This is a genomic window from Leptospira koniambonensis (genome assembly GCF_004769555.1).
Lineage (GTDB): Bacteria > Spirochaetota > Leptospiria > Leptospirales > Leptospiraceae > Leptospira_B > Leptospira_B koniambonensis.
In genome coordinates this window covers 1665044-1687207 of record NZ_RQFY01000004.1, presented here as the reverse complement: position 1 = coordinate 1687207, position 22164 = coordinate 1665044, and the positions used below count along the sequence as shown (strand labels likewise).

Annotated in this window: 22 protein-coding genes; 11 read left to right on the top strand and 11 right to left on the bottom strand. The window is 40.3% G+C overall.

What is annotated here, in order from left to right:
* Positions 1-5: 5 nt before the first annotated feature.
* The 5 genes from EHQ52_RS11960 to EHQ52_RS11940 are packed head-to-tail and all read right to left on the bottom strand — an operon-like array spanning position 6 to position 3156.
* A complete protein-coding gene (locus EHQ52_RS11960) occupies positions 6-485 on the bottom strand; it encodes an NADH-quinone oxidoreductase subunit NuoE family protein (protein WP_135615373.1) in 480 nt (159 codons plus the stop codon).
* Positions 485-1699 carry an NADH dehydrogenase (quinone) subunit D gene (nuoD, locus tag EHQ52_RS11955; protein ID WP_135615372.1) on the bottom strand — a complete coding sequence of 405 codons (1215 nt, stop codon included), beginning with the start codon at positions 1697-1699 and terminating at the stop codon, positions 485-487. The genes EHQ52_RS11960 and nuoD overlap by 1 nt, the downstream gene beginning before the upstream one ends.
* A 10-nt stretch (positions 1700-1709) precedes the next feature.
* Positions 1710-2231, bottom strand: coding sequence for an NADH-quinone oxidoreductase subunit C (locus EHQ52_RS11950; RefSeq protein WP_135615371.1), 522 nt, complete (start codon positions 2229-2231; stop codon positions 1710-1712).
* Positions 2228-2788: an NADH-quinone oxidoreductase subunit B gene (locus EHQ52_RS11945; RefSeq protein WP_135615370.1), complete on the bottom strand. Its 561-nt coding sequence runs from the start codon at positions 2786-2788 to the stop codon at positions 2228-2230. Before EHQ52_RS11945 ends, EHQ52_RS11950 begins: the two co-directional genes overlap by 4 nt.
* Complete coding sequence (locus tag EHQ52_RS11940; RefSeq protein ID WP_036089115.1) at positions 2779-3156, bottom strand: NADH-quinone oxidoreductase subunit A; 378 nt, start codon at positions 3154-3156, stop codon at positions 2779-2781. Before EHQ52_RS11940 ends, EHQ52_RS11945 begins: the two co-directional genes overlap by 10 nt.
* A gap of 420 nt (positions 3157-3576) precedes the next feature.
* Here EHQ52_RS11940 and EHQ52_RS11935 point away from each other — a divergent pair, with 420 nt between their 5' ends.
* Entirely contained in the window at positions 3577-4041 is a 465-nt protein-coding gene (locus tag EHQ52_RS11935; RefSeq protein WP_100711069.1) for a MaoC family dehydratase, read from the top strand.
* Between the two features lie 18 nt (positions 4042-4059).
* Complete coding sequence (locus EHQ52_RS11930; RefSeq protein WP_008594860.1) at positions 4060-4485, top strand: MarR family winged helix-turn-helix transcriptional regulator; 426 nt, start codon at positions 4060-4062, stop codon at positions 4483-4485.
* 5 nt (positions 4486-4490) lie between these two features.
* Here the strand turns inward: EHQ52_RS11930 and EHQ52_RS11925 are convergent, their stop codons facing one another.
* Positions 4491-6203, bottom strand: coding sequence for an HsdM family class I SAM-dependent methyltransferase (locus tag EHQ52_RS11925; RefSeq protein WP_135615369.1), 1713 nt, complete (start codon positions 6201-6203; stop codon positions 4491-4493).
* Positions 6204-6350: 147 nt separating this feature from the next.
* Positions 6351-7319: an ankyrin repeat domain-containing protein gene (locus tag EHQ52_RS11920; RefSeq protein WP_135615368.1), complete on the bottom strand. Its 969-nt coding sequence runs from the start codon at positions 7317-7319 to the stop codon at positions 6351-6353.
* A 207-nt stretch (positions 7320-7526) separates the two neighbouring features.
* Here EHQ52_RS11920 and EHQ52_RS11915 point away from each other — a divergent pair, with 207 nt between their 5' ends.
* Positions 7527-9017 (top strand): amidase, encoded by a 1491-nt coding sequence (locus EHQ52_RS11915; RefSeq protein WP_208653477.1) that lies wholly within the window; start codon positions 7527-7529, stop codon positions 9015-9017.
* 5 nt (positions 9018-9022) lie between these two features.
* On the opposite strand, the gene EHQ52_RS11910 is transcribed toward EHQ52_RS11915, so the two are convergent.
* Positions 9023-9361, bottom strand: coding sequence for a hypothetical protein (locus EHQ52_RS11910; RefSeq protein WP_135615366.1), 339 nt, complete (start codon positions 9359-9361; stop codon positions 9023-9025).
* Positions 9362-9472: 111 nt separating this feature from the next.
* Here EHQ52_RS11910 and EHQ52_RS11905 point away from each other — a divergent pair, with 111 nt between their 5' ends.
* From EHQ52_RS11905 to ileS, 4 genes are all read left to right on the top strand, one after another.
* Complete coding sequence (locus tag EHQ52_RS11905) at positions 9473-9952, top strand: flavin reductase family protein (RefSeq protein ID WP_135615365.1); 480 nt, start codon at positions 9473-9475, stop codon at positions 9950-9952.
* A gap of 70 nt (positions 9953-10022) precedes the next feature.
* The gene (purL, locus tag EHQ52_RS11900; RefSeq protein ID WP_135615364.1) at positions 10023-12254 is read left to right on the top strand and encodes a phosphoribosylformylglycinamidine synthase subunit PurL; all 2232 of its coding nucleotides are present in this window, start codon (positions 10023-10025) and stop codon (positions 12252-12254) included.
* The gene (locus EHQ52_RS11895; RefSeq protein WP_135615363.1) at positions 12251-12895 is read left to right on the top strand and encodes a leucine-rich repeat domain-containing protein; all 645 of its coding nucleotides are present in this window, start codon (positions 12251-12253) and stop codon (positions 12893-12895) included. The genes purL and EHQ52_RS11895 overlap by 4 nt, the downstream gene beginning before the upstream one ends.
* Before the next feature lie 3 nt (positions 12896-12898).
* Entirely contained in the window at positions 12899-15637 is a 2739-nt protein-coding gene (ileS, locus tag EHQ52_RS11890) for an isoleucine--tRNA ligase (protein ID WP_135615362.1), read from the top strand.
* Positions 15638-15687: 50 nt separating this feature from the next.
* Here ileS and EHQ52_RS11885 read toward each other — a convergent pair whose 3' ends face one another.
* The 3 genes from EHQ52_RS11885 to EHQ52_RS11875 all read right to left on the bottom strand — a co-directional run bounded on the left by EHQ52_RS11885 (position 15688) and on the right by EHQ52_RS11875 (position 17558).
* The gene (locus EHQ52_RS11885) at positions 15688-16374 is read right to left on the bottom strand and encodes a DUF1003 domain-containing protein (RefSeq protein ID WP_135615361.1); all 687 of its coding nucleotides are present in this window, start codon (positions 16372-16374) and stop codon (positions 15688-15690) included.
* Between the two features lie 16 nt (positions 16375-16390).
* A complete protein-coding gene (locus tag EHQ52_RS11880) occupies positions 16391-17134 on the bottom strand; it encodes an LA_1326/LA_4305 family lipoprotein (RefSeq protein WP_135615360.1) in 744 nt (247 codons plus the stop codon).
* 61 nt (positions 17135-17195) lie between these two features.
* The gene (locus tag EHQ52_RS11875; RefSeq protein ID WP_100724141.1) at positions 17196-17558 is read right to left on the bottom strand and encodes an STAS domain-containing protein; all 363 of its coding nucleotides are present in this window, start codon (positions 17556-17558) and stop codon (positions 17196-17198) included.
* 113 nt (positions 17559-17671) lie between these two features.
* Between EHQ52_RS11875 and EHQ52_RS11870 the strand changes: the two genes are divergently transcribed.
* The 4 genes from EHQ52_RS11870 to EHQ52_RS11855 all read left to right on the top strand — a co-directional run bounded on the left by EHQ52_RS11870 (position 17672) and on the right by EHQ52_RS11855 (position 22152).
* A complete protein-coding gene (locus tag EHQ52_RS11870) occupies positions 17672-19498 on the top strand; it encodes a hypothetical protein (protein ID WP_135615359.1) in 1827 nt (608 codons plus the stop codon).
* Positions 19499-19519: 21 nt separating this feature from the next.
* Positions 19520-20236: an amidohydrolase gene (locus EHQ52_RS11865; RefSeq protein ID WP_135615358.1), complete on the top strand. Its 717-nt coding sequence runs from the start codon at positions 19520-19522 to the stop codon at positions 20234-20236.
* Between the two features lie 66 nt (positions 20237-20302).
* Entirely contained in the window at positions 20303-20614 is a 312-nt protein-coding gene (locus EHQ52_RS11860; RefSeq protein ID WP_135615357.1) for a DUF485 domain-containing protein, read from the top strand.
* A complete protein-coding gene (locus EHQ52_RS11855; RefSeq protein ID WP_135615356.1) occupies positions 20614-22152 on the top strand; it encodes a sodium:solute symporter family transporter in 1539 nt (512 codons plus the stop codon). The genes EHQ52_RS11860 and EHQ52_RS11855 overlap by 1 nt, the downstream gene beginning before the upstream one ends.
* Positions 22153-22164: the final 12 nt, after the last annotated feature.

Genomic DNA, 22164 nt, shown 5'->3' with positions numbered 1-22164 from the left:
TCCCCTTAGGTCAAATCCTTCAGGATCTCATCCATTTTTTCGAACGTTAGATTTTCATAATATGCATCATTAATCTGGACCATTGGAGCGTAACCACATGCACCCAGACATTCCACTTCTTCCAATGTGAATTTTTTATCAGGAGTTGTTTCTCCCAGTTCAATTCCCAAACGAGAGCAAATATGTTTTTCGAGTTTATCATTCCCTCTCATATAACAAGAAGAAGTTCCACAAATCTGGATATGAAACTTGCCCACAGGCTTTTTATTATACAAGGTATAAAAGGTAGCGACCCCGTATACTTGAGCGAGAGAAATTGGAGAACCTATCTTATCTGCAAGAGCTTCCATTCCTTCTCTATCTACAAACCCTTGTTCTTTTTGTAGGAGGTACAACCCAGGAAGGATCACACTTCTTTTATCAGGGAACATCTCCAGTAGTTTGTCTAGTCTTGCAGCTGATTGCGAAGAAAATTGATAACTCATTAACAATCCAACTCCCCTGCGATCACATTCATAGAACTCATAGTAGCGACCGTATCCGCAAGAAGTGAACCTTTTACTAATTCAGGGAAAGATTGATAAAACCAGAAACATGGCCTACGAACATGCACTCTCCAGGGAGATTTCTCCCCTTCGGAAACAATATAAAATCCGAGCTCGCCGTTAGCGGCCTCGGTTGCCATATAATATTCTCCCTTAGGAACTTTGATCCCATGCATGATCAATTTGAAATGGTAGATCAACTCTTCCATATTCTTATAAACCTTGCTCTTATCAGGAAGATAAATATGAGGCATATCTGCATGATGGGCGCCAGAAGGAAGACCATTGATAAGCTGCTCTACAATACGAAGAGATTGTCTCATCTCTTCCATACGAACAAGAGTCCTATGAAGAACAGATCCGTCCTCTCCCACAGGAATATCAAAGTCCACCTTATCATAGAACATATAAGGATCATCCTTACGAATATCCCAAGGAACACCTGCTGCTCTCAAGTTAGGACCGGAATAACCGTAAGAGATCGCATCTTCTGCAGAGATACCTCCCACACCTTCCGTTCTATCCATAAAGATCCTATTATTTACGAGTAATGACTGGAACTCTTCGATCGCAGGACGAAGACCTTTGATGATAGTCTTAACATCCTTTTCGAATTCAGGATAAATATCTTTTTCGAGTCCACCAACTCTGCAGAATGTGGTGGTAAGTCTTGCACCTGTGAGTTTTTCCAAAACCTGATAGATATTTTCTCTATGATGAAATAAATGCAACATCCCGGAGAATGCACCAAGATCCACACCTAAAATACCATTGCAGATAATATGATCCATCACACGAGAAAGTTCGGAGACGATCATACGAACGTAAGTCACCTTATCCGGAACTTCTATCTCTAACATTTTTTCGACAGCAAGGATCCATCCGATATTATTCAGAGGAGTGGATACGTAATTCATTCTGTCTGTGCAAACTAAGAACTGATTATAAGTATAACGTTCTCCTAATTTTTCAAAACTGCGATGCACATAACCGATCACAGATTCTGCATCCACCACTCTTTCTCCATCTAGTTGGATCACATTCTGTAAAATCCCATGAGTAGAAGGATGAGAAGGTCCCAGGTTCACAAGAAGATGTCCTTCTGGGAGTTTTTTCTGTTTGAGGCTGAAATGTTCCGCGGTTTTTTCGTACATCGCTGTCATCTTAAGCCTCCATATCTTCTTTTAAGTGGATGGTTAGAAGGTCTTCTACCAGATAATCCTGACCAAAACCTTCTAAAGGATAATCTTTTCTTAATGGATGACCTTGGAAATTATCAGGCATGATAAGACGATCCATTCTAGGATGTCCTGCAAAACGAATTCCGAATAGATCGTAAACTTCTCTCTCTGGCCAGTTCGCACCTTTGAAGATACTTATGATACTTGGAACTTGTTCATCTTCTTCCAATGCTACGCGGAATTGTACTCTTGTGGAGGATTTGTTTCCGGAGCGGAGAAGGTAACAGACTTCGAATCTTGGAGTTTTTTTACCCAACCAATCGATCGCGGTCAGATCATTTAAATAATTCAGCTCGATCCCAGGCGCTGTTTTTAAAGCAGAAAGAACTGGAAGAATTCCTTCCGGCTTTAAGAAGAATGTAGGAAGATTTGTGAGTATTTCTTCTTCCTTGGAGATAAAATGAGGGAATTTGTCTTTTAGGAAACTCTGGATTGTTTCTTTCATTGGACGACCAGGGGTTTGTTTCTTTCATTCATTTCCCGGATCTTATCCATTACTTCCTGTCTTCTGGCTTCTAACCCTTGGGTTTTTACTTTTTCCTGAAGTTTGATTACTGCATCTAAAAGTGCTTCTGGTCTAGGAGGACAACCTGGAACATACAGATCCACAGGAAGTATCCTGTCGATTCCCTGTAAAACTGAGTACGCGTGGAACATTCCACCAGAAGAAGCGCAGGCTCCATAACTGATCACAAACTTTGGTTCGGCCAATTGATCGTAAATTTCGCGAAGCACTGGAGCCATTTTGTAAGTGATGGTCCCAAGAACTAAGATCATGTCCGCTTGCCTAGGAGAGAAAGAAGGTCTTTCCGCTCCAAACCTTGAGATATCATAATCAGCACAGGCAGTACTCATGTATTCTATCCCGCAACATGCAGTCGCAAAAGGATAAGGCCATAAGGAGTAACTTCTTCCCCAATTGATTACGGAATCTACCGTAGCGATCTGAAAAGAATCTCCGTAAGACGATCCGGGTTGAGCGAGTTGTTCGTTTAATCCCATTCTAAGGCCCCCTTCTTCCGAATATAATACAGTCCAACCACGAGGGTGAAAATAAAAACAAACATCTCAATCAGAAGAAAATTCCCAAGTCCCGCCTCTTTGAATGATTTTAAATTCACTGCGTAAGGGAAAAGGAAGATCGCTTCTATATCGAAAAGTATAAACAGAACTGCGACCAAGTAAAACTTGATATTAAATAATCCCTTTGCATCCCCGTAATAAGGTACCCCACACTCGAAAGTGTCATGAGGTTTTGATTTTTTTTTGGGGTTTAAGAGAAAAGCGAGTCCGAGTATGAGAGCGGAGAATCCTACTCCCAAGAGGAATTGAATCAGCAGGGGGCCTAAATGGTCCGGCGAACTTCCCATATCTAACTTCTATCAAACTCCCATACTCGCCTATGTCAATCTAAAATCCCGAAAGGGGCCTTTGCAAGAGGTCGGAAGACCGGATTCTATCATTTTCGAATTTTACAATTTTCCTTTTTTCGAAATGAGAACGTTTTTCAATACGATCTCGAAAAGCAGAACGAGTGTTCTATTCTTCAGAAATTACTTTAAGTTTTTGTAAAATAATATTTTCGCGCCGAGATCACAGAGAACACGGAGTTTTTGAATAATTATAAATGAAGAACCTACCTCTGCGCTCTCAGCGTTCTCTGTGCGCCCAAAAATTTCGTCACCAAACAGAACAGTCGTTCTAGTTTTACCTAAAAAGTTGGTGACAAAACTATTTATGGGCTTACGATATTGGACATATAGATCCGGCATTGACAGGGACAAAATCAAATGGCTAAACTCGTACTCTCCAGCTTCGCAGAACTACAGGCTTACGAAGGAAAAGAACTAGGCGTATCCGACGCTCACGAAATCACCCAGGCACAAATCGATACATTCGCAAACGCAACCCTGGACCACCAATGGATCCACACTGATCCAGCGAGAGCAGCTAAAGAATCTCCTTTCGGAACCACAATCGCTCACGGTTATCTTACACTTTCCATGGCTCCTTACCTTTTAAGCCAAATCTTAGAATTGAGAAACATAAAGATGGGGATCAACTACGGAATGGAAAAACTCCGTTTCTTAGATCCCGTTAAGGTGGGCTCCAAGCTCAAACTTAGAGCAGAATTGATCGAATTGAAGGACCTAAGAGGTACTGCAAGAATGACCTTAAAACTTAGCTTCGAAGTAGAAGGTGCTGCAAAACCTGCTGCTATCGGCGAAGTAATCTATCTCTACCAATTCGCCTAATCGGCAAGGCATTCTAAAATGAATCCTCGTACGATCATTTATCTGATTTCTAGGATCAGGGACGAATTTCATAGACGTTTGAATTCTGAACTGAAAGACAAGGGCCTAGGCCAGCTAACCACTACCCATGCGGATATTTTATTTGCTCTTGCAATGTCCAAAAGAGTTCCGATGCAAGATATTGCTCGGATGATAGACAGAGATAAGTCTACTCTGACTGCACTTGTGGATAAACTGCAAGACCTAGGTTATGTGGAAAGAGTAAGAGACACCCAAGACCAAAGGGTGGTAAATCTGCAACTTACCCGCAAAGCTTATTCTATCCGACCTGTGATGCTTGGAATTTCCAGATCATTACTTGCAGGTCTTTATAAAGGATTTACTGAGCCGGAAAAAAAAGATTTAGTCCGGCTTTTAGATAAACTTTATAAAAATCTAAAGTAGTCCTCTTATAACCCGGTTAAGAATTCAGTCTCGATACTTTTGAGCACCGCTTCTTCTTCCGGGTTTCTGATCCCCTTTTCCCCTTTTTGTCTGCGACCTGGAGTCCAAGGTCGGATCATATTCCTATAATTATGGAGTAATTTTCCGATTTTCTCCTTCTCCGCTTCTTTTAATTTTCTAAAATCAGGCACAAGAAGAGAATTCAGATCTCCAGGTTCTACTTTTCGTAATCCTTGAGCATATTCTCTAGTTCTTGATTCCAATTCTTTGCGGACATGAGGAGTGATCAAATAAGCAAATAAATATTCTTCGAAATGAGCATATTCAGGTTTCGCGGAAAATCCGTGAAAGCAGGTGAGATGAACCGCAGGACTTTGATTGAATACGAACCGAACGTCTTCCCGATGAAAAGAGGTAGCTAAGATCCTGCAAGGTCCTCTGTTCTCCTGGGAATGCCAAGGTTTTCTCTTAGAAGGAAGAAAACGTTTAGGCACACCTCGCTTTATACCTTCTTCCAGATATTTGTTGATACCTTCTTGTTCATTAGTGTTCGGAACTTCTTTTGCATCTAAAAGCCATACCTTGGCTCCTTGAGACTTCAGAGTATTCCAATCATCTCCGGTAAAAAATGGAGAAAGTGCATACTGAGCTTTCGGAATAGAAGATCTAAGATAGTTTCGAGGAATAGATAAGTTCGAAGCGTCTTTTTCGGATAAAAGAAAATATCCGTTGTCCCCTGTCGCGATTCCTCTCCTAAAACTTCCGAATTCCTTTATAGGGACCCAACCGTGACGATTCTCTTCGGACATAGTCACATAATTATTGTTAGGTGAATTTTTATCATCATTTTTTATTTTTTGTACCGGCTCCGAGTCATCGCTTAATAATCTAGTCCACTTTGCCTCAGCATCGGGACGGATTTTTCTCCAGACCATCTCAGAAAGCTCGATACTTTCTCCTTTAATGAATGATGAGGTCCTTGACCAAAGAAAACCTTCTTCCTTCTCTCTTGAATTTTCCAAGAATAGTATACAAGAAGAAGTCACAGCTCCAGTGAATAAGGACCAGGAAGAATCTAAGATAAGTATACGACGAAGATATCCTGATTGAATGATCGCTTTTTTTATCGGAACTCCATATCCAGCGTTCAAGAATTCGTAAGGAACAAGTATAGAAGCTCTTCCTTCAGGCCCTAAAAGCCTTAGTATACGAAGTAAGAAGAAGACATACAAGTTCGCAGTACCTGGAATCTCCTCGTTGATGTCCTCCGCAAATTGACGGATCAATTTTTTTCCATGTTTGGAATGGCTGAGTCGGAGATAAGGAGGATTGCAAAGTATGATATCGTAGTTTTCTTTCTTTTCGTTTTGTAGGAAGTCCCCTAACACCAAATGAAAACGATTTTTGGAGATCCCAGCCTTCTCCAAGTTTTGTATACACTTTTCGTGTAGTATTGGATCGATCTCCCAACCGTGAAATTCGCTATCTAATTTTGGAAAATGATCCTGGAATTCTTGGAAAAAAATTCCTTCTCCGGTTCCTGGATCTAAAACTTTGATTTTTTTTCCTTCTAAAGCAGCTTTAGTTTCTGAAACCCATTCCAACATAGGACTCACTAAAGCAGAAGGCGTGAAGAATTGTCCTAAAGCTTTCTCTTTGGCTTTAGCATCCGGATTTTCTAGAGGAGGATCAACTTTGTCTTCGCATGGAACGATCATGAAAGAAATTTTCGCCTATATAACGTTGATATGACGACGAATCTATATGACAACCTTACAATTGTTAGAGGTTTTTAGAAAAAAGCATCGTACACCGAAAAGTGGTTTGGGTATACTCTAAAAACTGTATACTAAGAAGATTTTGTATTATTGTGTCTTGGAGGAAAGTTTTTCGGCCAAAATCCGCTCTATTTCATCCAGATGATATTCTTTTGCCAGATCTAGTACTGTCTTACCTTGATTATCTGCAAGAGTAAGGTCTGATCCGAGTTGGATCAATTTCTGTGCGGCAGAAACATTTTTTCTCTGGATAGCTTCCATTAGAGGAGTTTTTCCTTCTGCATCTCTATGATTAAGATTTGTCCCAGCCTTAGCTAAAACATCCAAAATTTTTAGGTCAGGTTGTTTGGGCTCTGTAGCATAATGAAATGCATTTCTTGCACCAATCTGATGAGTCCCATTTGCAGAATGAACATCTTTCAATCTGCTAGTGAACACTGCTTTAGAACCATTCGCCAATAAATATTCTGCAATCGCCAAATTAGAAGGAGAAGAAGAACCTCCCACTGCTAAGAATAGTGGATATTCTTCGATCCCACCTGGATCATGATTTGGATTCGCACCGTTCTCTATCAAAAATTTTACTAAAACAAGGCTTTGGTTCCGGATCGCCATATTCAAAAGGGAAACTGGTTTTTGATCCTCACCTTTTCGAGCGGTATATTCCACCAATGCGCCGGACTCGATCAGTCGTTTTGCCTCGGCCAGATCGTCCATATCAGGTATTTTTACTTTTAAAATAGGAAGTAAACGATAGAATAATACGGAGTTCCCATCCACATCCTGAGCATTGATATTTGCTCCGTGTTTGATGAGAAACTCAACTACATCCTCACCATCTGCGAGCATAATCGCTGTGCGGCCATCATCATCCTTGGCGTCCACTGTGGCGCCTTGGTTCAGAAGTAACTCTACCTTACGAAGGTCCCCTTCTTTTACCGCAGATAAAAACTGTTTGTCCAGCTCGGTATCGGCCTCGATCGCCAAACTGAAGAAGAAAACGAGCACAGCCCAGCTTCCGCGTCTAAGTTTGCCGTATTTTGCCAATATATCCATTATTCCGAACACCAATATTTACCTATCCTGATTTTAGCTGCGATTCTATAAATGAAAATTCCCTTTGGCTGGGGGAATATCCTTGACCCTAGTGGGCTGGGCTTTATGCCTCTCTCCCTTAGAGCGTTTTATTCGGTAAATGGTTCCCAGTATTCTGTCTGGATTTACCCCTTCGACCGAGTCCTAAATCCATTCTGGCGGAAGAATATGAGTACTACAAAATTTCCATTCGATTCCTATGATAGTATCGGCCTCGCTGATCTGATCCGAAAGAAGAAGATCCAGCCCAAGGAATTATTAGATTTTTCTGAAACAAAGATAGATAGATTTAATCCAGAATTGAACGCAGTCGTTTTGAACACAATCGACAAAGCGAGAGAAGAGTTAAGATCCGGCAAGTTACCTAAGGGACCCTTTCATGGAGTTCCACTTCTTATCAAAGATCTATTACATCATGTGAAGGGACAAAAGATTACTTCAGGTTCCAAGGCTTACAAAAATTACATTCCATCGGATGACAGTGTTTTTGTTTCCAAACTTAGAAATGCAGGATTTCTTTTTATAGGAACCACGAATGTTCCTGAATTTGCTTTGATGGGAATTACTGAGCCAAAATTTCACGGACCTACCCGAAATCCTTGGGATCCAGAAAGAACTCCAGGCGGTTCTAGCGGTGGTGCAGGAGCAGCAGTCGCATCCGGAATGAGTTCTATCGCAACTGGTTCAGATGGAGGAGGATCGATCAGGATCCCTGCTGCATATTGTGGATTATTCGGATTAAAACCAACTAGAGGAAGAGTTCCAGTTCGTCCTTACGGAAGAGTTTGGCAAGGTGCTTCTCAGGATCATGTCCTTACAAAATCAGTTAGAGACAGCGCAGCTGTTTTAGATATAGTTTCAGGTGTTGGGATAGAAGAAGCATTCTCCATGGAGAAAAATAAAACTTCTTATCTATCTGAAGCGAAGAAGTCACCAGGTAAACTAAAGATCGCATATTCTTTTACTTCTCCTATTGGAACCCCAGTTAATCAAGATCATATAGACGCGTTACACGACACAGTAAAACTTCTGAAATCATTGGGCCACAAATTAGAAGAAAATTCTCCTCAGGTGGATGGAAAACGTTTAGCAAAAGCATATGTGACTATGTATTTCGGAGAAGTTGCTTCAGAGATCTCTCGCTTAGACAAAGTATTAGGCAGAAAAGCAAAGATGGGAGATGTGGAATCCACTACTTGGATTTTAGGATTACTAGGAAGATCTATATCCGCCGGAGAATTTGTATCTGCGATCCGATATTGGGATGAGGCAGCTTATATCTCGGAATCCTTTTTAGAAAATTATGATCTATACCTAACTCCAACTACTGCAGAGCCTCCTGCTAAAATTGGAGAACTTGCTCCAAAACTATATGAAGAAATTGCAATGCAGATCATCGGAAGAATAGGAACAGGAAAATTACTCTTGGCCAGCGGTATGGTAGACCAACTTGTAGAAAAAAATCTTTCTAGAACTCCGTTTACACAGCTAGCAAATCTAACAGGACAACCTTCCATGTCTGTTCCACTTTCTAAAACGACCCTTGGCCTACCTATCGGAATGTTATTCACTTCCAAAAGAGGAAGAGAAGATCTTCTATTTAGATTGGCCGGTCAGTTAGAAAAAGAAAGGCCTTGGGCAGATATTAAAAAAACCTAAAAGGTCTAAAAACGATCCATATCTATTTTTTGTTCTGTCCCGAAGGAACTCAAAACTTCGGGAGTAATATCTTTTCCGCCGCTTAAATTAGTGAACAGGGATTGGATACTATAGATCGGTCCCCAAGGAAATCCCCACCATCCGAAAAACAAAGTCACGATGGTGAACCCTAATCCTTTTAAAATAGAATTTTCCCTCGCACGAATAAAATACACTTTAGAAGGATTTTTAAAGGTCATGATCAAAATGGAAAACGTATAAAGATAATATACGAACTTTCCCCCTTTTTGTACCTCCGAACGTATTTCCGTTTCAGATAACCCTTGGATCCCTTGTATGCTCATAAACCCTCCGACAGTTCTATTACACTTGAGGTCGGTTTCGGTCAACAAAACCTGATTTTTTTTTCAGAATTCCCACTTTACAAATACTCTTTCTAAAACTATTTACATTCTATGTCTTTCAGCACGGACGAATTCAAAAATTCACTCTCTCATTTTGCATCCGGGGTAACTGTGGTTACTTTCTCAGACACCACTAGAGCAGGAGGATTAACCGTTAGCAGTTTCAGCTCGCTTTCATTGGATCCACCTTTGGTGCTTTTTAGCCTTCAAAAGAATATAACAAGCCATGATCCATTACTCGCATCCGGTCTATTCACAGTAAATATCCTGTCTTCTGACCAACAGGAACTATCCAACCAATTCGCATCCGGCAAAATTGATAAACATGATCTGATCCAAAAGTTAGCCTGCGATCTAGGGCATAACGGAGTGCCTTACTTGAACGGAACATTGTCCAGGATAGAATGTGAGCTAGAAAAACAAGTAGATGGAGGAGATCATACCATAGTGATCGGAAGAGTCTTATTTGCTGTATCCGATGATTCCAAGAGACCTCTTTTGTATTACCGTAGGAACTACTACAATATCTGAATCCTAAAGACAGTATTTCCGCCCTAAAATAGTTTTCAGTGGGGGCCAAGTCAGAAAAACTGGTCCCGTAATGGAAAAAGAATCCGTCTCCCTCCAAGACGCTCTCGAACACGGTCTTACCTCAGAAGAATTTAGCAAAATCCAGGAAATCCTAGGCAGACTCCCTAACTCCACAGAACTCGGAATTTTCTCCGCAATGTGGTCGGAGCATTGCTCTTATAAAAATTCTATCCTTCAATTAAAAACTCTTCCTACAAAGTCTGATAAACTTTTGGCCCAAGCGGGAGAAGAGAATGCCGGCGCCATGGATATTGGCCAAGGACTGGCAGTTGTTTTCAAAATAGAAAGCCATAATCACCCTACTGCAGTGGAACCTTACCAAGGTGCAGCCACAGGAGTGGGTGGGATCATGAGAGATATTTTTACAATGGGAGCAAGACCTATTGTATCTTTAAACTCTCTTAGGTTTGGTAACCCAGACGAACCTAGAAATAAATACTTATTATCCAGAGCTGTCAAAGGTATCGGAGATTACGGTAACTCATTAGGTATCGCAGTCTCAGGTGGAGAATTATTCATAGACGAATGTTTTTCCAAAAACCCTTTGGTGAACGCAATGACTGTCGGGATCGTCAGACATGATCAAATGGCAAGCGCAACCACTGGAGGAAAGGTAGGCAACGCAGTATTTATCGTAGGTTCTACTACAGGAAGAGACGGTATCCACGGTGCATCCTTTGCATCTAAAGATCTGACAAAAGAATCAGAATCAAAACGTTCCGCTGTCCAAGTAGGAGATCCATTTATGGAAAAACTACTGATGGAAGCTTCTCTCGAAGCAATCCAGAAAAAACTTTTAATAGGTATCCAAGACATGGGTGCTGCCGGAATTTCCTGCGCTACTTCTGAGATGAGTGCAAAAGGTAAATCCGGAATGAAGATCAATCTAGATCTAGTTCCTTTCCGTGAGACTGGAATGAATGCATATGAAGCAATGCTTTCCGAAAGCCAAGAAAGAATGTTGGTGATCCCAGAAAAAGGAAAAGAAGAAGAGCTTGTTGCCATATTCAAAAAATGGAATCTAAACGCAGTCCAGATCGGAGAGGTCACCGATACCGGATTATTAGAAGTTTATAAAGATGGAAATCTGAAAGCTAAGATCCCAGCTGATACGTTAGTTTTAGGAGGAGGCGCCCCTAGATACGTTAGGGAAACAAAACGTCCTGCGTATTTGGACCAGGTTTCCACTTGGACTCCTGATTCAACTCCTGATCTGCAAGATAAGGAATCTGGCAAAAAACTTCTTAAACTATTAAATTCTTGGAATATATCCTCTAGAAAACCAATCATAGAGCAGTATGATACTGAGGTTGGCCTAGTAAAACTCATCGGACCAGGTGCAGATGGAGGATTATCTGCGATACCTGATACAGATATGGCATTGGCAACTGCAACAGATTGTAATTCCAGATTCACTTATTTGGATCCGTATTGGGGAGCGGCACTCGCAGTTTGCGAAGCAGCAAGAAACGTAGCTGTTACTGGTGCAGAACCTTTAGGTGTGACTAATAACCTGAACTTTGCAAATCCTTATATTCCAGAAAACTATTATATGTTTTCAGAATGCGTCCGAGGAATGGGAGATGCCTGTAGGTTTTTAGGACTTCCTGTCACAGGAGGGAACGTTTCCTTCTATAATGAATCACCAGAAGGGCCGATCTTCCCTACTCCAACTATTGGAATGGTAGGAATTCTGGATAAGCAGAAAGAAGCAGTCTGGGGAGCTCCTAAAAAAGCGGGACTTAGTTTAGCACTAATCGGTAAATTTAATCCAAGCTTAGGCGGAAGCGAATACCAAAAAGCTTTCTTAGGTAAAGTGCAAGGACAGATCCCTAAATTCGATCTTGCAGACGAAAAATCCTTATTAGAAGTTTTGGTTTCTCTTAGAAAGAATGGAAACCTTTCTTTTGCAAAGGATCTTTCTCTGGGAGGGATCGGGGTAGCACTTGCGAAAATTGTAATACTATCCGGACTCGGGATTAAGGCAGACTTAAGCACAATCAAACAATCCAGAAAAGATCTTACACTTTTCGGAGAAAGTTCAGGTTCTGTTCTGATCGGTTACGAAAAAGGAAAAGAAGAAAGTATCAAATCACTTGTTAGCTCCAAAGGTCTGGACTTCTACTCCATTGGAACTGTAGAATCAGAGGCTAAACTCGAGATAGAAGGGTACGGAATTTCCACCTCTTCAAACGAACTAAAATCGGTTTATGAATCCGGTTTGGAGGAAATATTCAAATGAGATCCATCCAAAAAATCGGCATCGCCTATTTAATCCTTTGTGCCGCTTTCATTATTTCTGATTGCAGACGTCCTGCTTCTGAAATTTTAAATGAGGCTGCTAAAAATCCAAACTCTATCGAAAAATTAGATTTGGGTTTGGGAAAACTTGGAACGGTTCCTCCTACTCTATTCAATTTTCCAAATCTGAAATGGTTGGACCTTAGAATGAACGAGCTTACATCTCTTCCCGAAAATGCAGGAGATTGGAGTAATTTAGAACATTTGAATATATACGGAAATGATATAGAAAAACTTCCTGCATCTATTTCGAAACTTTCTAAACTCAGATTTTTTTTCGCAGGAAATAACGACTTTGTTGGAATTCCAACAGAACTACCGGCAAATTCTATCCAGACAATCTATCTGGATTCCAATAAGATAGAATTCTCAGAATCTGATATAGATATTATAATGGGATTTCCCAAATTAGAAGTTTTGGATCTGGCTAGAAACAGAAAGATCGCATCCTTCCCTAAAAACTTAGGATTTTTAGCAAGCCATCCTAAACTAAGACTTCTCATCCTAAAAGAGACCGGTTTAAAACCTTCCCAAATAGAATCTGCAAGAAAACTTCTCCCTAAAGTGAAGATAGAATTTTAATCCATGAAAGAAGAAGATAAGAAGAATCCATATTCAAGTACCGTAATACTCCCTCAAACGGATTTTCCAATGAAGGCAGGGCTTTCCACAAGAGAGCCTGATCAGATCAAAACATGGCAGTCAGAAAAGATCCTTCGTAAAATGCAGGAAAAAAGAAAGGATAGGCCTCAGTTCATTCTTCATGACGGACCTCCTTATGCAAACGGTAACTTTCATACAGGACATGCACTTAATAAGATCCTAAAGGATATGATCGTTAAGTCCAAATTTTTTGCGGGATATCAAACAGATATGATCCCTGGCTGGGACTGCCATGGTCTTCCAATCGAAGTACAAGTTCTTAAAAATTTAGGCAAAAAAGCAAAAGAGATCGGCCCGGAAGAATTAAGAAAACTTTGTAGAGAATACGCAGAACAGTTCGTTCAAAAACAAGGGCAGGATCTTTCTCGTTTCTTATGTTTTTGGGAAGAAGGTAAGATCTACAAAACGATGAGCCCCGATTTCGAGGCAAAAATCGTAGAAGTGTTTGGAGATCTATTCGAAAAAGGTTATGTATATAGAGGCAAAAAACCTGTTTATTGGTGTATAGAACTTGCGACCGCTCACGCAGAAGCAGAGATCGAATATTATCCTCATAAGTCCCCATCTATCTATGTAAAATTCCCGATCAAAGGGCAGGATGGAAAATTCTGTTTAATCTGGACCACTACTCCATGGACTCTTCCTGCAAACCTTGCAATTAGTTTTAATCCTAAATTCGCATATTCATTTTATACAACTCCTAATGGAGAAGAATTACTACTTGCAGATGGATTAAAAGAAGCAGTAGAAAAAGCAGCAGAAGTCCAACTCACTAAGAAAGAGCCAGTCTCTCAGGAAGCTCTTTCTAAAATGGTTTTCCGCCATCCATTCTTAGATCAGGATTCTATTCCTCTTTTTGGAGAACATGTAACTCTAGATGCAGGAACAGGGGCGGTTCACACAGCACCTGGTCATGGACAAGACGACTATAAGATTGGTTTGGCTGCAGGTTTAGAACCTTATTCTCCTGTAGATGATTACGGTAGATATACTGACGAATTCCCAATGATGAAAGGGATCAAGGTCTGGGATGCAAATCCTAAGATCGTAGAATTGCTCAAAGAAAAAAATCTACTTCTTCATTATTCAGAATTTGAACATAGCTATCCTCATAGCTGGAGAAGCAAAAAACCTCTGATCTTCCGTGCGACCCCGCAATGGTTTTTCCAAATGGATTACCAACAACTTAGGGAAAAATCCTTAGAGGCAATTGACAAAGTCAGTTGGATCCCTAATTGGGGAATCACCAGGATCCGCTCTATGGTAGAAACAAGACCTGACTGGTGTCTTTCCAGACAAAGAAACTGGGGAGTTCCAATTCCTGCATTCACTTGCGATAATTGTAATGAAACTCATCTAGATGCAAAATCCGTAAAGTTCTTCACTGACTTAGTGAGAACGAAAGGAATAGAGATCTGGTACAGTGAGCCAGCAGATTCACTTCTTCCTCCTGATACAAAATGTTCCAAATGTGGATCTTCTACTTTTAGAAAAGGAAAAGATATTTTAGATGTTTGGTTCGATTCTGGAGTTTCTAATTTTGCAGTTTTAAAAGAAAGAGGCAACGAACCTCCTGCAGATCTATATCTGGAAGGTTCAGACCAACATAGAGGTTGGTTCCAATCCAGCCTATGGCCTTCCATGGCATTGCGTGGAATTCCTCCTTACAAATCTGTCCTTACTCACGGATATGTTTTGGATGAACAAGGAAGAGCGATGTCCAAGTCATTGGGCAATGGAATAGATCCAACTACTGATATTATCAATGTATATGGAGCGGATATACTCAGACTTTGGGTTAGCTCTCAGGATTTCAGAGACGATGTAAAAGTTGGTAAAGAAGGCCTTAAGATCATCGCTGATAATTACAGAAAGATCCGAAACACATTCAGATATCTTTTAGGCAACTTGGCAGGACATTCTTCAGACCAAAACCTCGGTGTTTCCGATTTGGAAGAAGTAGATAAATATTATCTATCCAAACTGGCACAACTTGCAGAAGAACTAAAAAACCATTATGAGAATTACCAGTTCCACCAAGTATATCAAAAACTTCTGTTATTCTGTACTGTAACACTTTCCCAAGATTATTTTGAAATGATCCGGGATAGAATGTATTGTGACAGAAGAGATTCTAAAACAAGAAGATCTTCCTCCACTGCACTCCAGATCATCCTAGAAACTCTTTGTATATTCTCGGCACCCATCTTAAGTTTCACCACGGAAGAAGTTTGGAAAGAGAATGGTAAGAAAGAATCTGTATTTACAGAAGAATTCCCGGATCTTTCTTCTTTCAGGAACAAAGAGCTGGAAGCTAAGTTTGAAGAAGCATTAAAAGCAAGAGAAACAGTTCACAAATCTTTGGAACTTGCGAGACAGGCTAGTAAATTAGGAAAATCTTTAGAAGCAGCAGTGGAAATCACTTCCAAAGCAGAGAGCAAACTTCAAAAAGATTTTTCTTTAGAAGCTCTGGAGCTGATCTTTACAGTTTCTCAAGTAGGTTTTGAAAAATCCGGCAGAGAACAATTGTCCGAATATTCTGATGAACATTTTTCAGTTAGAGTTGTAAAACCTAAGGAAGAAGAATGTCCTCGCTGCTGGAGACATCCTGCAGAGGAAAGACATAACGGTCTTTGTAAACGTTGTGCGGCGGCCGTTTAAGGCCGCACTAACAAATCTTGCGCAAACACCGCAAGATTTAAGTCCTTCTACTATTTACGATTTCCTAATATTTGCATCATCTGCATCTGGATTTGTTGGATCTCAGTTAACCTTCTCCATTGGTTTTTGAGAATATGATCTATCTTTTCATGAAGATGTCGTATCTCAAGCTCTGCCTTTAGATTGATCTTATAATCCATTTCCGATCTGGCCCTGTCTTTTGCTTCTTGTCTGTTCTGGCTCATCATAATGATAGGGGCCTGGATCGCAGCTAAAGTAGATAAAAGTAAATTAAGCAAAATGAATGGATAAGGATCGAATCTCCATATGGAAAAGAATACGTTGATCCCGATCCAGACCGCCATGGAAAATCCAAACATTAATATGAATGTCCAGCTTCCTCCAAAGTCAGCCACCTTATCCGCGACTCTTTGTCCAAAGGTCAGTTTAGATTGAAATGTTTGATTGAGATCTTCTGAGATCAGTTCCTGATTTTCCAGGCTGTTTTTGACTTCTTCTTCCAAGGAACTCAGTTCAGAAGTTTCCTTTTGGATCATTCCTTGGATATACTTCATCGTAGCCAGATTCAATTCTCCCAAGGAGACCATTCGGCTGCCTTCTTGAAATCTTGAGTCCGTTTTGATCAGATCCAAAACTTCAGGATTGATATATTCGAAAGAAATTAAGTCTTTAGGATCTGTGATGGAAGGATTTAAACAACAATATTCCGGATCCATTATGCTATTCGTTAGATCAAGGTCTGTCGTTCTCGTCGGTGAGTTTGACAGGCTGGTACTGCTTTCTAGGAGTGAATTTATATTTGCTTGGATTTTTCATATCGAACACAACCCATTTACGCAATGGAAGTCCGTCGACTTGTCCAAAGTCAACATTCTCCCCTTCTGCGATCTCAGTTCCGTCAAATCCATGAGTGAGTCTGATCTTTTCAACTCGTGTCCAACGGCTAAAATCTAACGCAGCATCTCTATCCACAAGCTCACGTTTGACTCGTCCAAATAGAAGATTGATCTTACCTTCTGCAGCCCAAAGGATACAACTGGTAATCTCGTCAAAAGAGATCACAGATTGAGTATCATCATATTTAGAAATGATAAGAAGAAGTTTATCATCTGGAAGATTTTTTAGAGTAAAAGGAAGGTCCCTTGCAAGTAGATCCAATTCATGATCTGAAAATACGAAATCTGAAAAATAACCTACAGAAGAACGTTTAGAATATCTTAAATTTCCAAAATAGTCCTTAATTTTGGCCTGGTCCAATTGGATAGGATGTTCCAATTTAATATCATCATTCTTAGAAGTTTTATCAAAATCAGCGAGATCAGAAACACTGATCGTAAAAAATCCCATCCCTTCGGAGCGGAACATCCTGTCTTTGAAGAAATAAGGATAACATCCGGAGAAACTAAATACTAAAAAAAGGATCAGGGAAGTACGGAGAGCTTTTCCCTTCATAATGTCTAAAAGTGAAAAATTCATTACAGGACTCTTGCCGAATTGATTCATCTATTTGTTGGAACTATTTAGAAGAGTTTCCGGTTCATTCTACTGTAAGAAATTCCCGAAAGTCGGGGTATTTCTCCAGAAATTCTTCGATGGTGTACAGATTTACAATTCTGTCTAGACCGGAAAGCCTAAAAACGGAATGCAGGGACTTATTTAGCCCGAATATATTCACTGTTCCTTGATGGTCCCGGATCTGATTTCTGACTTTGATAATAATGCCAATCCCAGAAGAGTCGATAAACTTTACGAGACCCAAATGAAAGCTGACTACAGGGGGATATCCCTCCCGAACGCTGTCCTCGAACTCCAGGTAAAAGTCCCGGGAATTATCCATCAAGATATCCTCCTGGACCGAAAGTACCAGGTGATTTTCTCGGGCGAGACTTTTAAGAATCATGGGAAAATAACAGGCCCAGGAATTCAGAGTATGTCAAGAAATAAGTATCTTTGTTGATTTATTTCGCCAGAAAGCCAAGATACAATCAGAGCGGTTTCCAAGGAATCCAGTCCATGTCCGAATTCGATAAAACAAGAAAAAGTATCGGTGCTAATAACCTAGATGATAAAGCCAGGCGGGAAATGTTCGACAAGTTCCAGTCCGCTGGCGGAAAAGTAGTCTCCGATAAGGATAAAAAAAAGGAAGAAGCTCTTCGTAAACAAAAAGAGCAACCCCAAGTCCGCCAAGGTGCAAGAAGCCAAGCCGGGGGAAGAGACCCGAGGCAAAATCAATCTTCTCAATCAGGAAGATCTTCTGCAAAACAGGTACCTTCTAAGCCAAATCCAATTATGGATCGTAAAGCTTTAGAAGATGAGATGGGAAATTTTTTCAATCGTATGGCGGTCCGATTCAAATGCTGGATCTCCCGCGTAACGTCATTTTCTTCCAGTGACCTTCTCCCTGCTTTTATGTCCGAGCTGAATATCGCAGGAAAAAAAGCACTTCTGGAAATGAATTTTGTGGGCAACGATCTTTTAGGAAACCCTGCATACGCTTCTAAGATCGCAAAGGAACTCGACGGACAAAACCCTCTTTACATAGAGCTCTTGGGCAGAATGCACAAAGCATATGATAGCACTGAGTTGAACCAGCTTTTAGAAGGGCATAGCGCTGCTCCTGACCTTCCTGTTGCACCGTCTAGAATAAGACAACCTCTCTATTCTATATTCAAAAAACTGTATTATATGTATCCGTTCCAAGGTTCTTACGTAAAGGCTGTGACCTTGGGCTATCAGGCTCTTGAAAAACTGGAAGGTAAACCTGCTACAGTTTATAATACCAAAAGAAAAAGAGCTCTCCAAGAATTCGATGTTCTTTACGGAACTATTTTTGATAAACTCTATCTTGCAATTCTTAGAAGTGAGGATAAAAATATCCCACTTTTAAGCACTTATATGGAGAATGTTCTAGGAATTCTTCCAGAAGAAAAACTCGGCCAAAGAAAACAGGGAGAAGAGTTAGACGAAATCTCCGGCGGAGTCCATCCAGAAGAGGAAGATACGGAAGAAGCTCCGGAAGAAAAGCCAATAGATCCAGAAGAAGGCCTCAGCAAAGAGCTGAAATATGGCTTAAAACTCATGAGATCCATGCCTTTAGATCAATTAAGAAAACGTCATGATACCAGGGGAGAACACGAACTTATCCCGGCAGGAGATAAGGCATTATTAACCTGGCTATTTTTCAAGGAGTTCGACGAGGAATATTCCTTCGTAATGACCACCAAGAAAATAGATCTGAAACCTACAATCGCGGCCGGATCCAAAATTGATTATCGCGAAAAACTGATCGATCTTTACGAGACTACGAGAGGGATCCACGAACAATTCAGGATTTATGATCAGTATTACAAAGAGCTGGAAAACCATCTCAAAAATCCTGGCGCAAATTATATTGAAGCTTCCAAAAAAACTTCTGCCCTTGAGACTAAAAGAAGCCAACAGTCGCGTAACGTAAGAGTTACCGCTAAGGACTTTTTTCAAAAGGGAGCAGAACTTCTTTCCAAATTGATCGCAGATATGAAAGGCAAAAAAGAGATCGTGACCAATATGGAAACTTTAATGACTTTCGATCTAATGGAATCCAAAAAGAGATTGAATAAGAAACCTATAAAGCAGTGTATTATGGAATCTTATTGTTATGCTCTGGCGTTTTCCGAACGTTTGGAAAACGGAGATCTTTTCGGTGGAGTTCCTGAACTTTCCGCAGAAGAGATGGAAAAAGAATTCGGTATCAAGGCTGCAAGCGCTGCTCCTGAAGCAGAAATTTTAAGTCCTGGTGGCGAGTCCGGCGACGGAGAAGACGATAGTTTCGGTGTGGACCCTTCCATACTTTCCGATTAAATTCAAAGTCGCAGGTAAAGAGTGACCTCAGTAAAAATTACCCTTTTCCAAAAGGATCTATCCCAACCGGTTTCTCCTGAACAAAGAACCAAACTTTCTAAGGAAAAATCGGATTTCCTCATTCTACCATTATATTTTCCAGGAGGAGGAAATGGTTCTCCTGAATCATTAGCTTCTCGCGCTAAAACTTTTTTAGATGAGATCTATGCTATCTCAGAAGTTTATAAAGGTGCGATCTTTGGCGGAGGAATGTTCCGCAGAGACGACGAGGGTAAATTAAGATTTTCTATTCCAATTGTTCAAAACATTGTACTAGTAGATTGGTACGACGTAAAAGGATTATCAACCGAAGATTCTCCTGCTATACCAGGCTCGGGAGAAGATTCTCTGATCCTAGGAGGATTTCGTTTTGGGATCTTTGCAGGAAAAGAGATCCAAGATAAGTCTAAATTAGAAAAACTAAAATCTGATAGGATCAATTTAGCATTTCATTTGGATTCTATTTCGGATAACGGTACGAACTATTCTCAAGATCTAAAAAATTACGCAGATCTTTCCTCTCAATATGGAATGTTCTTAGTACGTAGCTCAGGTTATGGCATTCCTTTTGGTAAAAAAAGGATAGGAAGAAGTCTACTTTCCACTCCAACAGGAGTCACTTGGAAAGTGGCAGAGACCGAACAAGAAAAAGAAATTATCAAAACGGTTAATATAAACGGTATCAACGGTTTATTTTAAAAAAGCTTTTTATCCTTGCCAACCGGAGGTATAGTTCTATTCTCTCCGCCGTTCCAAGGACTTCACATGAAGATAAAAGCTCATCAATTGATCGAATCCATCGAGTTTAAAAAACTAGTTCGTACTAGATGGACAGTTAGTTTCGTTTTATTGTTTTTCCTATTCCTGAACTATTACGGATTTATACTAATCATCGCCTTAAAGAAGGAATGGGTTACCGAAAAACTAGGTAATTTTGGCAATTACGGATTGTATGCAGGTGCATCCGTAATCTTATTCTCTTGGTTACTCACATTCATTTATGTATTCTGGGCCAATCGATATTACGATCAAGAAGTAGAAGTATTAAAATCTAAATTAGAATCGGAGACTAAATAATGGAATCCTCTTTAGGCCAACCAAACTTTATCTCCGTTTTATTCTTCGTGGTATTCGTAATTCTTACATTGGGAATTACTTATTGGGCCGCTAAAAAAACCAAAACTTCCAGTGAGTTTTATGCTGCAGGAAGGTCTATTACAGGTTTCCAAAATGGTTTAGCTCTTTCCGGCGACTTCATGTCTGCTGCCTCCTTCTTAGGAATTTCAGGAATGGTAGCTTTAAAAGGTTATGATGGGATCATATATGCGGTTGGCTGGCTTGTAGGTTGGCCCGCACTCATGTTCCTTTTGGCGGAACCTTTACGTAATTTAGGCAAATATACTTTTGCGGATGTATTAGCTTTTCGTTTAAAACAAAAACCGATGCGGATCGTTGCTTCTATCGGCGGAATTTTAGTCACAATCACCTACTCCATCGCTCAAATCGTTGGCTCCGGAAAATTGATCAACCTAATGTTCGGTCTCCCTTATGAGTTGGCAGTTGTGATCGTGGGCGGAGTCATGCTTCTTTATGTTCTATTTGGGGGAATGATCGCAACTACTTGGGTGCAGATCATTAAAGCCTGCCTTCTACTTTTTGGAGTTACCTTACTTGTGATTTTGTCTTTGGCACAATTCGGTTTTAGCTTAGAGAATTTATTCTCCGCAGTAGAAACTAAATTCGGAAGAACCGCCTTAGAACCAGGAGGATTTGCTTCCAGTCCTATCGACTCTATTTCCCTGGGACTTGCTTTGATGTTCGGTCTATTAGGTTTACCTCATATTCTAATGAGATTTTATACTGTGCCAGATGCAAAAGAAGCTAGAAAATCTGTTGCTTACGCTACTACATTTATAGGTTATTTTTATATCATCATTCCAATTGTAGGTTTTGCCGCTGCGGTTTTGATCGGAAGAGAACAGATCGCAGGAATTGATAAGGGTGGGAATATGGCAGCCGCACTTTTAGCTGAACTTCTTGGTGGAACACCATTCTTAGGATTTATAGCAGCAGTTGCATTTGCTACTATTCTTGCAGTGGTTGCTGGCCTAACATTGGCAGCTGCTTCTACCATTTCTCATGATCTTTATTTCAATGTTTTTACAGAAGGTAAAGCGACAGAGGATGAACAAGTTTCAGTTGCCAAAAAGGCAACTGTTGTATTTAGTATAGTCAGCATTCTTTTGGGGATTTTATTTAAAGACCAGAACGTAGCTTTTATGGTGGGACTTGCATTTGCAATTGCTGCTAGCGGGAACTTCCCCGCATTATTCTTATCTATTCTATGGCGGAATTTCAGCACAATGGGCGGAGTATTCTCTATTCTGATCGGTTCTGTCTCAGCGACCTTATTTATAATATTCAGCCCAACTGTTTGGGTGGATGTTTTTAAATTTGATCAGGCAATTTTCCCTTTAAAAAATCCTGCTATCGTTTCCATGTCTTTGGCGTTTATTTCTGCATTCATTTTTTCTAAACTGTTTCCAGATGAAAATGCTGCTGCAAAATTCGAATCAGAAAAAGTCAGGGTTTATTTAGGAATTGGAGCAGAGTAAAAGAAGAAGTTA